This is a genomic window from Aureitalea marina, assembly GCF_002943755.1.
GTDB classification, from domain to species: Bacteria; Bacteroidota; Bacteroidia; order Flavobacteriales; family Flavobacteriaceae; genus Aureitalea; species Aureitalea marina.
On sequence record NZ_MQUB01000001.1, the window covers coordinates 1,990,790 to 2,001,781 of the forward strand.

Sequence of the window (10,992 nt, forward strand, 5' to 3'; positions counted from 1 at the left end):
TGTTAAGAACGGTTTGCTACAAGTCTTTATTCCTTTCCAGTATTTTGGCAAAGCGGTTGTTGATGATCTCGGACAAGTTCCAGTTGTACAGTTTTGGATCTGTGGTGCTGTAGAAAGCAACAATGACCGCATCGGTATCCTCTTCATAATTGGCGAAACTCTGGTATCCGGGCACCCAACCACCATGTTCAAATTCATAGATGGAGGCGTAGATCTCCTGTTCTCCCGGTTCGAATATTGAGCCGTCATTCAATGCTCTAAGGAAAGTGCCCACATCCTCTGCAGTGGCATGCATGCCGAAATCGTTGGTTTTCAGGTCGTCTGGATAACCCACATGATAACCGCTCATCACATCGTCAATATTGACCTCATTTAGGGAACTGTAGGTGTTGTTCAGGCTTAAGGGTGATAGGATCTCTTCCTGGATGAATTGAAAGTTACCGTAACCCAATTCGTCGTCCATGATCTTATTGATCAGCAAGTAGTTCGTATTGCAATACTCATAGTCTTCTCCTGGTTCAAAGTTGGCTGGTTTGTCCAGGATCAAGGCCAGACTCTCTTCGTAGGTCTCTGTTGGTGCCGCCCAGAAATTGGGAGTATCGGTGAAATTTGGGATGCCGCTTCGGTGTTGTATCATCATCCTTAGGGTGATCTTATCAGCGTTTTCAATTCGTCCTTCCAACTCAGGTAAATAGTCGGCTACCATTTTATCCAAAGATAGCCGCCCGTCACCGACCAGTTTAGTCACGGCCACAGCGTCAAACAGCTTACTGATACTGGCAATCTTAAAAAAGGAATCAGCCCTGGCCGGGATCTTCAATTCCCTGTCGTGCCAACCTGCAGCAGCATACTGAGTCGATTCGCCGGCTTGGTCTACATAGACGATCACTCCTTCGAACCCATGACCCACGGCTTCATCTGCTTGTTCCTGGACTGTGTCTGGTAAGGGAAGTATCCATGCCTTGACCAAGAGCCAGGGAACAAAGTAGAGGGAGATTGCGGTCCCCAGGAACAGGATGATCCTAATTATTGTTTTTGATTTCTTTTTCGGCATGAATGAGGCCTTTTTGTTATGCTAATTTAATTGTGGTTTGGACCTACCAAGTAATCCAAACTCCAAGCTACACATTTCTAACCAGATAGGTGCAAAGAAAAACCCCGGCCTTAACCGGGGTTTAGTTTCATTGATCATAAACTACGTTTTTCTGAGCTCTTCAAATAGGCCTCAAGGATCTCTTTCTTCCATTTTCCCAATCGATCCCAATACTTCTTGTTGGCTGGGTCTGGCTTCCTTTTTGTCCTTTGTTCCATAATCTATAACTCGTAGCGCGCCACAAACATGACGATACGCGGTAGCACAAAGAACTGGTTGGTGGTAAAGAATTGATCGTTGGTGGAGTCGTTATTCAGGAATTCCGTATCCAGGAGGTTGGTGGCCTGTACGGAGAACTCCCAGGGACTATCCCCTTTCTGGTAGTAGAGGGTGGCGTCCAGGAAGGAATAATCATTCTCTACCGTATTGTTGTCGTTGGTATAATCGTAGAAGTCCCACTGGGCACTCAGGGTGAAGTTCTTTAGGAAGTTCACATCCACATTGAAGAACGGCTGCTGGGTATAGAAGGTCTGGGTAAACCCACCATTGTCATACTGGTTGATATTCACCCGGTAACCCACCTCAAAATTGGGCCACTCCCTAAAGGAGGAACGCGCACTGAAGCGATAGTTCTGGCCAAAGTTATCCGAGCGTTGGATCCGTTGATTAACGATGTTATAGGATTCACTGAGTGACAGGTTTGCACTAAGGGAAAATCGCATCTTTTTGATCCGTTTACTGAAGTTTCCAAAGGCCGTAAAGGTCTCGTCCGGGAAGTTGGAACTAATGTTCTCCGGCCGCTGAACTTGGTTGATGGAAACGATCACCCCATTCTGCTTGACCCCTTCTATCCGCTTGGTATAATTAAGCGCCGCACTGATAGAGGTGTTGTTGAACAGGTTAAAGCTGAAGTAATTCAGTCTAAGCTCATGGGAGATGGAATTCTCCAGAAAGCGGTTCCCTCGGAAGAGACTGTTATAGTTATTGAACACATAGGCCTCTGCAAAGTTGTTTACGTCCGTATAACTGGCTACCATGGCATAGTTGAAGCGAATGTTCTCACTCTGCTTGATCTCGAATACCGTATTAAAATCGGGCAATAACCACCAATCGTTTTGGGAAGTATCAATTCCCAATTGGTCATTGGCCACATTATAGTTGTGTAGGGTCAGACCCGGGGTCACGATAAATTTCCCAGCCTTGAACTTATATCGGGCTCCCAGGAAGAGATCGGTAAAGCGGTAGCGCACATCATTGGCCAGGGGTTGAGTCTCCCCATCAATGGGGTCGGTCTCTTCCAGGTCCAGCCTGCCTCCATTGTCCAATAACTGGAAGATATTGGAGTCAAACTGCTGGTTGCTGTAGGTAACCCCACCGGTGAAGGTGAAGTTACTCAGGTTGTTCACCACATAGAACCAGTCCACCTTCGCATCGATCTTGTTGGTCTGGATGTTCTTTTGCTGGTTCACATCGAATCGATCTACCATCATATCCACCGGCAAGATCCCCGGGAAAGGCTGAAGGTCCGTCACCGCCTTATAGAAGGGGTTTTCGTCCTGGTACAGATGCTGTACCTGACCGGCAAATATGTTCTTCTCGTCCAGGGTGTAATAGGCGTTGATGTTCTGGTTCACTGAGAAGGGCTCGTTATCTTTTTCCTGTACAATGTCGTTGGTATTGTTTTCAAACTGGGACAAAGTGCTGTTGTCCTCGGTCTGGTTGGATCCCTTGATCAGGGCATCGTAGTCCAACTGGAAATCAGGTCCCGGCTTGTACACCGTACTCAGTTTTAGCATTCCTAACTGGTTGCGCTGATCTGTATTGCTTTCGGTGGCCTCTACTGTACCAGAGCTGATAAATTGCCGTAGGCTGTTGGTCACAAAATTGGTCTTGTTATCGGAAAGTATGGCAAAACCACTGGCATCCCAGGCATTGGAGACATTCCAGGAAAAGTTTCCGGCAATGAAATTAGACTCGATTGCATTGGCCCGGTTGTTCTGCTGCACCGCAAAGCCCAAATCACTCTGGCTGATGTTAAAGCGGGTCCCACCACCAGAATTGAAGTTTCTAAACCCTCCGGTAAAGTTGAAGTAATCCCGGAAAGTAAAGGGCACATCTCCGATATCGTTAAAATCGGTAATGATGTTGATGCTGTATTTGGGGCTATAGTAGAACAGTTTGGGTTTGACCAAATATCGGCCGTCAGAGTCGCTATCTACTCCGGCACCTGCAGTGACCTCCCCAAACCAGAAGTTCTTCTTCCCTTCCTTCAGTTTAATGTTGATCGCGATATTGTCCTGGTTGTTGGTGACCCCGCTCAGCTGGCTCACCTCGGAGTAGTTTCTCAGTACCTGAACTTTATCAACGGCATCCGATGGAATATTCTTGGTGGCCAGTTTGGAATCTCCATCAAAGAAATCCTTGCCTTCTACCATCACTTTAGATACCGTCTTCCCTTCTACCTCGATCTCTCCATCATCGTTCACTTCCACTCCCGGTAAATTCTGAAGTACATCCCCCAGTTTGCGCTCGTCTCCCCTGTTAAAGGAGTCTGCATTGTAAGTAATGGTGTCACCCTCTACGGTAACCGGCATCTCGTAAACGATCTCTACCGCATCCAGGGAAGAGGCCTGTGATTTTAGGGTGAAGTTTTTGGTGATGTTCTCTCCGTCAGCCGGAACAGTTACCTCTTCTTCCAGGGTCTCATAACCCAGGAAGCTGGCTTTGAGCACATAGGTATTCCCTTTACCCAGGTCGAGTTGATATTTCCCGTCAGAATTAGTGATCCCATAGGATTCAATATCGCCACTTTCTTTGACCGTAGCGATCACATTGGCCAACTCCAATGGAGCTCCAATGCTATCTGTGATTACCCCCTGCACCCGGATACTTTGAGCCGAAAGGGTCCCTGTAAGCAACAGTAGTGTTGCCCAAATAAAATTTTTCATGTGAATGATTGATGATTAGAATCAGCCTCCTCTGCGTCCACCTCCACGACGTCCGCCTCCGCGGCGCCAGTTCTCGCGCATTTCTTCCGTTTTCTCCTTGACGATCAGATTGTACTCCTCTCGGGAAACCTCATCACCTTTCTTGGGCGCTTCGATCTTCTCGGCCTCCTTGGGATTCATCACGATCTTGGAACAGAGGATTGTCGTCCGGTCTACGTTGAGTTCCAGGATCAAACCTGGCAAGCCTCCGTATTCTCCTGGTCCGGTTCCCACAGGGATCTGAGGGGTAAACCAGGCCGTTACAGCAACTTCCTTGGGCACTTCGATCTCGCTCATGGGATCATCCTCTGCCGAAGCCGTATCCGTGCTGTCCTTAGCCTCTTCCTTGTTCTCGTCATTGTTCCGGTTTCGCCTGCGGGCCATACTGAAGTCGTTGGGATCGACCTGCTTCATACCTATGGCTTTGATTGCCATATACTGACCGATCATCCGGGAATCCTTGGTGATCTCCCATTTCAGATTGGTAATGGTATCATTGATCAGGAACTGCTTGCCAAAGAACTCCCGTTCTTCCAGGATCTGGTTCTTGGAGATATCCTTGTACTGGGCTCCTGCTGAATAGCTATTCATCATCATCCCCCAGCCTCGACTCCCGCTACCGGCTTCTAATTTTTCCTCCTCCTTGTAGATGGACTGACTCTCGTTAAACGTTAAAATAAAGGTCTTTTCCAGAAAGCTTTTCATACGTTCGGCTATCTGCTTCTTCATGTCTTCACTCATACGTCCGTCACCCCAGCTGTCCATATCGACAGTGGTCTTAGACATATAAGTAGCCTGTCCGCTTATGCTTTGGGCAAGGCTGACAACTGAGCAAAGCAGTGCCAGCAGGAGGGTAGTTTTTTTCATGTTTGGTCCTTGTAACTGATGGTTGAACAAATTAACAAAATCGATATCAGTTAATTTGACAACATTTAGTTAAAAAGGTTTAACCCTCCATGCTCACAATTAGCCTCCTATTCGGATCTGGAATCCGCGTTGACCATTTCGTCTGCCGTCGGATTGATACTGCTCGTTCATTTCCTCCATCTTGGCATCCATGATCTCGCGGAATTCTTCCTGGGTTACAACTTTTCCGGTTTTCGGTTCAGTGAGGTCCACCCCATCCTTCGGGTTGAGCACCACTTTACTGCAGAGCATGGTGGTTGTACCGTCATTCACCTCCAAGATCAGTCCGGGCAAGCCGTGATAATCGTCCGGACCTAATTTGACCGGGATCTGAGGAGTGTACCAGGCGGTCACTGTAAAGGCCTCTTCAGTAACGGTCTCTTCACCTTCCTCGTCTTCATCTCCCGTAGAGAAACTGCGCACCTCCCGAGTATCCTCGTAGGTGGCTTTAAAACAGAGGTATTCACCAATGTTTTTGGTTTCTTTGGTCATCACCCATTGCTGTTCCTCCAATTCATCCTTGATCAGAAAGACCTTGCCAAAGATCTCGTTCTTGTAAGCCAATCTGTTCTCTTCCACATTGGAGTACCGGACGTTGTTGCTACCGGAACCAGCAATGACAATCTGCATACCGCCACTGGACATGGTGGATTTATCGTCCAGCTTTTGTACCCGCTTATAGACACCTTGATTCTTGTCAAATTCCAGGGTGTATTCCTGCTGGAATTGTTTTTTGAGCATGGCCTGGATCTGCTCCTGCATGGCATCGTTCATGGTGCTATCCAATTGCAATTCCATCTTTCGCTGTGTCTTATAGGTAGCGATACCCGTAAAATCCTGAGCGAGCATGACAGAAACCATCAGGCTGAAAAATAAAGTGATCGTTAATTGTGTTCTCATGATGTTCGTGTTTGATTGAATAATTACACCACAAAGATGAATTCTCTGAGGCACACTGTCTGTTAAGCTGTGTTAACGAGTGTTAACCGATGTGGTCGCACAACAGCTAAGTCTATACATTTGCTGTGAACTATCACGCAAATTAAGATGAAAAAATACATCCTCCTTGTCTTTTTAATGATCAGCCTGGTTTCTTATTCGCAAGAACAGCGAGCGGTCGATCAACGTCCTCAGATCGAGAAAGAAGACTCTAATGACTTTTACAACCAGGCCGAAATGACCAAGCTCGATCTGCTTCAGGCTTTGGAAATGGCCGGGATAGGCGCACACAAATTCAACATCGGGACCTTTGACAAGGAATACAAGTTGCAAATTTTTGCAGACGAATACATACAAGGTAAATTGATAAACACCGATACCCTGGTCGATTTTACTAATGACTATGGCTTCTGGATAGATGGAGAATACAATCAGGGGTTCATCGATCAGATCAAGATCTTTACCAAGACGGAAGAAAATAACAGTACATTGAATATCCGGACCTACGCCCTGGGAACCACCAAGGAAATTAATCTGGGTAAAACGGACCACAGACAGTTTTACAATTGGAGAGCTTATGAGGATACCCAGTGGAAACTAAACCAAAAAGTCCCGCTGCTGATCTTTGCCTCTTCCTGGCTGGACAAGCAGTACAATTTTCACCGCTTTTGCGGAGTGGTCAACCTGAAGGAAAACGACGAGGGAACCCAGGAACTTCTGGATTATTCGCCCAATTATGTGGTGATCAACTATAAAATTTCTGAAACCGAAAACCAAAAAACGCTTGAGTAAGATCCTGACATGAACAGTACCAAACAACAGTGGATCGTCTATTTTATCGCGGGAGTGATCGGGATCACCCTTTGCACTCAGATCTACTGGAATTATAAGAATTATCAAGAGGGTAAACGGCAGCTGATGAACGACGTCCAGACTAGCCTGGACAAGGCGGTGGATACCTACTACGTCGAGCTGGCCAAGGAGCGATCCCTAAATTGGAAGGGTGACAGTATAAAGATCCAGTCCTTGACCTTGGATTCCTTATTCGTGAATCGGGATAGTTTAGCGCTTGGCGGTAAGACCATCACACTAAAAGGTTATGATTCTGGCACCCGGAGTATCAAAGGGTATCAACAAGGTGAGTTGACCATGAAAGGGATTCAAACAGACTCCAGTCTTTCAACCTTCTTTCCCCTTGACGCTTCCAGTGTAGGATTGGAGCGCATTCATCTCAATACACTCATAGATAGCCTGGCGGATCCCATTGAGTCACTCTCCACACGTATCGTGGTTTCTTTTCGGGAAGACGAATTGTCCTTGAAGCAGGTAGACACACTATTTCAATCTGAACTGGACCGCAAGGAAATCGAGCTGCAATACGGTTTGAGAAATACCCAATTGTTGGGTGAACCGGACGAGATTAGGCCGGAGATCATCGAAATGGCTACGCTCACCACTACTACCAAATCTCCATACTTTGTCTATGGTAACACCCTGACTGCGCACTACAGCAATATCACACTGGCTGTGCTTAAAAAGAACATAGCCGGGATCTTGCTGTCCTTTCTTTTGATCGGGGGGTGATTGCTTCTCTACTTTACTTACTGGCGGTTATCCGCAGACAGAAAGCACTGGCCGAGATCAAGAATGACCTCATCTCCAACATCACCCACGAGTTCAAGACTCCCATCGCGACCATAGGTGTGGCCCTGGAAGCCATCGAATCATTTAGCGGGGAAGAGCAAAATCAGCGGACACATAAGTACGTGCAGATGAGTACCGAACAATTGGAGAGGCTTAACGGGATGGTAGAAAAGCTCCTGGATACGGCTTCCCTGGACCGGGGAGAGGTTATACTGAATACCGAACCAACCAACCTGGTTGCCATGCTGGACCGGCTCATTCATTCGGAAGCCATGGTCCAGTCTGGTAAGCAGTTGAACTTTGAGTCTGAAACCGAAGAGATCCTTTACCCGGTAGATCCATTTCACTTTGAGAACGCCATCAATAACATCCTGGATAATGCCGTAAAATATGGAGGCGATAAGATCGATCTGCATATAGGTCGGAATACAGAAGCTGTGGTCATTAGAATACAGGATTCCGGCAATGGCCTAAGCGGAGAGCATAGAAAGCGGATATTTGAGAAATTCTATCGCATCCCTGCCGGGAATACTCACGATGTAAAGGGCTACGGTATTGGTCTGTACTACTCACTGAGTATGATCGAAAAGCACGGTGGGCAGTTGCAGTTGATCTCGACAGAACCTACTACCTTTGAGATAAGACTACCGCATGAGTAATAACATCCACATCCTGTTGGCTGAAGACGAACCTGCCCTGGGCCAGATCGTCAAGGAAAGTCTAGAAACCCGGGATTTCCGGGTGACCCTCTGTCCCGATGGCGCCCTGGCCAAGGATGCCTACGAGCAAGAGTTGCCAGATATACTGGTACTGGATGTGATGATGCCAAAAAAGGACGGTTTTACCCTGGCCCGTGAGATACGACAACAGGATAGAGATACTCCCATCCTCTTTCTGACCGCCAAATCTCAAACAGCCGATGTGGTAGAGGGATTTACGCTAGGCGGCAACGATTACTTGAAGAAACCCTTCAGCATGGAGGAACTCATTGTGCGGGTAGAAAATTTGCTGGATCGCAAGAAAAGCGATGCCAAACTGGAGCAGATACAGATCGGGGGCTTTCGTTTCGACCTGAAGAAACAACTGTTGCAATACCAAGAGGAAGAAGCGGTTTCCCTCACCCACCGGGAAGCCCATTTACTGTTCCATTTGCAGAACAACCGAAACCAGGTACTAGACCGTTCCATGATCCTAAAAAAACTTTGGAACGACGATGACTTCTTCAGTGCTCGCAGTATGGATGTCTTTATCACCAAACTTCGAAAAAAACTGAAGAAGGATCCAGATCTGCAGATCGTCAATGTCCGGGGGTATGGATACAAACTGATCTGCTGAGACCAACCCCAGTTTTCGTATCTTTCTGACATGCGAATTGCCCTGCTGCTTAGTTTCTTATTTTTCACAACCCTTTCTGCACAACAGCTAAAATTAGAAGGTAGCGAAACCTTAAAGGCCGATCGATTCCTTGGCTATGACACCTACGGGAATTTATTCTATGAGTTGGAAAGTGTGATCCACAAGACCGGTCCCTTGGGAGAATTCGTCTTCCGGGATTACGGTTTGGGCCCCATACATTCGGTTGATATCATCAATCCTCTGAATGTTTTGGTCTTCTATCAGGACGCTAATACGGTAGTCTTTTTGGACAACCGTCTCAACGAGATCGAACGGATCAACCTGGGCACCCAGGCCCTGGCCATCAACGTAGATGCAGCCACCAATACGGGCAACAATCGTCTTTGGGTCTTTAATGTGGACACCCAGCAATTGGAAACCTATAATTATCGCAACCAAAGGCAGACCATAGTCTCTCAGCCTACAGCTGGTGAGGTGCTGGGCATGAGTTCAGATTTCAACTACTGCTACCTGCTGATGGAGGATGGATTGCACGCCTTTAATGTTTATGGGAGTGCCCTTTGGAGTATTCCTACCCAAGGCATGAATCAAGTAGTTCATCAGAAGAGAAATGTGATTCTTGCTTCGGAAGAACAGATCTATCTCTTAAATAGGGAACAGCCGGAATTGATCCAATTGGAAGTTCCCGAAATACGCTTAAAAGACTTGCAGCTAACACAGGAATTCCTGTATATTTATGACGGTGATACCATTTACCGATTTACACTGACCCAACCCAAGTAATTTAAATACATGCACGTCGCCGTCGCAGGAAACATTGGCTCCGGAAAAACCACGCTTACCCGTCTTTTGGCTAAGCATTATCGCTGGAAAGCACATTACGAAGATGTAGAGGACAATCCCTATCTGGACGATTTTTACAACCAGATGGAACGCTGGTCCTTCAACCTGCAGATCTATTTCCTGAATAGTCGCTTCCGGCAGATCGTGGATATCCGCAGAAGAGGGAAGAATGTGATACAGGATAGGACCATATACGAAGATGCCTACATCTTCGCTCCTAACCTACATGCCATGGGACTGATGACTAACCGGGATTTTGAGAATTACCGTTCACTGTTCGACCTGATGGAAAGCGTAACCGAAGGCCCGGACTTGTTGATCTACCTCAGAAGTTCCATTCCCAACCTGGTCAAACAGATACACGCCCGCGGCAGGGAATACGAGAATTCCATCAGCATAGACTACCTCAGCCGATTGAATGAGCGATACGAGGCCTGGGTCCACAATTACGACAAAGGCGGCCTCTTGGTCATCGATGTAGATGAACTCAATTTTGTAGATAGCCCGGAGGACCTGGGAGTGGTCATCAACAAGATAGACGCCCAACTGCACGGTCTTTTCCAGGACTAGCCCCCTTATACTTCAGACTTTTTAACTTTTTTTTTGAGCCTTGATTGGGCTAAACCCTTAGTTTTATAGGGTATCAACCCACCATAGAGCTATGAAAAAGATCTTTACACTATTGTTACTGGCGGCCGTGATCGGTTCCTGTTCCAGCGATGATGATGCCGCTCCCCCTGCAGAAAGGACCGGAGACCTGACTGGAAATTGGCAAGTGGCCAGTTACCTGATCAATGGAGATACCACCATAGAGGTATTTGACGAGGTGACGGTCCAGGAGTTCTCCGGCATCGGTGCCGATTTTAATAGTTATAACCTGATCTTCTCTGAGAGTCCAAATAATTACAATGCTTCCGGTACCTATATCTTCACCCTAACCACTACTCAGGATGGTGAGACATTTGTACAGGGGTCACAGGTAAACATCAGTCAGAACGGGACTTGGACCCGTAACAACAACCGGGTGACCATAGAGGAATCTACGGAGACCTATGATATTGTAATCAACCTATTGACGGATACCCGCTTGGAATTCACCCGTCAGATCTCCGAACAAACAGTGAATCCAAACAACAGCACTACCATTACAACTACCGCGGTAGAGGAGTTTATCTGCTTTAGGTTCAACTAAAAAAAAACACCCCAATTATGGGGTGTCTTTCT

The 10,992-nt window shown here is 46.9% G+C and carries 11 protein-coding genes; 7 read left to right on the plus strand and 4 right to left on the minus strand.

What is annotated here, in order from left to right; all coding sequences use genetic code 11:
* Window positions 1-16: 16 nt before the first annotated feature.
* The 4 genes from BST85_RS09195 to BST85_RS09210 all read right to left on the minus strand — a co-directional run bounded on the left by BST85_RS09195 (window position 17) and on the right by BST85_RS09210 (window position 5,886).
* Complete coding sequence (locus BST85_RS09195; RefSeq protein ID WP_104812977.1) at window positions 17-1,054, minus strand: serine hydrolase domain-containing protein; 1,038 nt, start codon at window positions 1,052-1,054, stop codon at window positions 17-19.
* A 260-nt stretch (window positions 1,055-1,314) separates the two neighbouring features.
* Complete coding sequence (locus BST85_RS09200; protein WP_104812978.1) at window positions 1,315-4,041, minus strand: TonB-dependent receptor; 2,727 nt, start codon at window positions 4,039-4,041, stop codon at window positions 1,315-1,317.
* A gap of 21 nt (window positions 4,042-4,062) precedes the next feature.
* Window positions 4,063-4,947, minus strand: a complete 885-nt coding sequence (locus BST85_RS09205; RefSeq protein ID WP_104812979.1) for a GLPGLI family protein — start codon at window positions 4,945-4,947, stop codon at window positions 4,063-4,065.
* Between the two features lie 99 nt (window positions 4,948-5,046).
* Window positions 5,047-5,886 (minus strand): GLPGLI family protein, encoded by an 840-nt coding sequence (locus tag BST85_RS09210; protein ID WP_104812980.1) that lies wholly within the window; start codon window positions 5,884-5,886, stop codon window positions 5,047-5,049.
* 147 nt (window positions 5,887-6,033) lie between these two features.
* On the opposite strand from BST85_RS09210, the gene BST85_RS09215 reads away from it, so the two are divergent.
* The 7 genes from BST85_RS09215 (at window position 6,034) to BST85_RS09245 (ending at window position 10,960) form a co-directional block, all read left to right on the plus strand.
* Entirely contained in the window at window positions 6,034-6,717 is a 684-nt protein-coding gene (locus tag BST85_RS09215) for a DUF5041 domain-containing protein (protein ID WP_104812981.1), read from the plus strand.
* A 9-nt stretch (window positions 6,718-6,726) separates the two neighbouring features.
* Window positions 6,727-7,509: a hypothetical protein gene (locus BST85_RS09220; RefSeq protein WP_146090696.1), complete on the plus strand. Its 783-nt coding sequence runs from the start codon at window positions 6,727-6,729 to the stop codon at window positions 7,507-7,509.
* Window positions 7,506-8,228 carry a sensor histidine kinase gene (locus BST85_RS09225; RefSeq protein ID WP_104812983.1) on the plus strand — a complete coding sequence of 241 codons (723 nt, stop codon included), beginning with the start codon at window positions 7,506-7,508 and terminating at the stop codon, window positions 8,226-8,228. The genes BST85_RS09220 and BST85_RS09225 overlap by 4 nt, the downstream gene beginning before the upstream one ends.
* The gene (locus BST85_RS09230; protein ID WP_104812984.1) at window positions 8,221-8,904 is read left to right on the plus strand and encodes a response regulator transcription factor; all 684 of its coding nucleotides are present in this window, start codon (window positions 8,221-8,223) and stop codon (window positions 8,902-8,904) included. Before BST85_RS09225 ends, BST85_RS09230 begins: the two co-directional genes overlap by 8 nt.
* A 30-nt stretch (window positions 8,905-8,934) precedes the next feature.
* The gene (locus BST85_RS09235; RefSeq protein ID WP_104812985.1) at window positions 8,935-9,708 is read left to right on the plus strand and encodes a hypothetical protein; all 774 of its coding nucleotides are present in this window, start codon (window positions 8,935-8,937) and stop codon (window positions 9,706-9,708) included.
* Between the two features lie 9 nt (window positions 9,709-9,717).
* On the plus strand, window positions 9,718-10,338 hold the full coding sequence (locus BST85_RS09240; RefSeq protein WP_104812986.1) for a deoxynucleoside kinase: 621 nt from the start codon (window positions 9,718-9,720) through the stop codon (window positions 10,336-10,338).
* A gap of 91 nt (window positions 10,339-10,429) precedes the next feature.
* Complete coding sequence (locus BST85_RS09245; RefSeq protein ID WP_104812987.1) at window positions 10,430-10,960, plus strand: hypothetical protein; 531 nt, start codon at window positions 10,430-10,432, stop codon at window positions 10,958-10,960.
* Window positions 10,961-10,992 lie beyond the last annotated feature (32 nt).

What these genes read in the sequence shown, in the direction of transcription:
- BST85_RS09195 (WP_104812977.1), bottom strand. Translation starts at nt 1,054, where the DNA reads ATGCCGAAAAAGAAATCAAAAACAATAATTAGGATCATCCTGTTCCTG.
- BST85_RS09200 (WP_104812978.1), bottom strand. Translation starts at nt 4,041, where the DNA reads ATGAAAAATTTTATTTGGGCAACACTACTGTTGCTTACAGGGACCCTT.
- BST85_RS09205 (WP_104812979.1), bottom strand. Translation starts at nt 4,947, where the DNA reads ATGAAAAAAACTACCCTCCTGCTGGCACTGCTTTGCTCAGTTGTCAGC.
- BST85_RS09210 (WP_104812980.1), bottom strand. Translation starts at nt 5,886, where the DNA reads ATGAGAACACAATTAACGATCACTTTATTTTTCAGCCTGATGGTTTCT.
- BST85_RS09215 (WP_104812981.1), top strand. Translation starts at nt 6,034, where the DNA reads ATGAAAAAATACATCCTCCTTGTCTTTTTAATGATCAGCCTGGTTTCT.
- BST85_RS09220 (WP_146090696.1), top strand. Translation starts at nt 6,727, where the DNA reads ATGAACAGTACCAAACAACAGTGGATCGTCTATTTTATCGCGGGAGTG.
- BST85_RS09230 (WP_104812984.1), top strand. Translation starts at nt 8,221, where the DNA reads ATGAGTAATAACATCCACATCCTGTTGGCTGAAGACGAACCTGCCCTG.
- BST85_RS09235 (WP_104812985.1), top strand. Translation starts at nt 8,935, where the DNA reads ATGCGAATTGCCCTGCTGCTTAGTTTCTTATTTTTCACAACCCTTTCT.
- BST85_RS09240 (WP_104812986.1), top strand. Translation starts at nt 9,718, where the DNA reads ATGCACGTCGCCGTCGCAGGAAACATTGGCTCCGGAAAAACCACGCTT.
- BST85_RS09245 (WP_104812987.1), top strand. Translation starts at nt 10,430, where the DNA reads ATGAAAAAGATCTTTACACTATTGTTACTGGCGGCCGTGATCGGTTCC.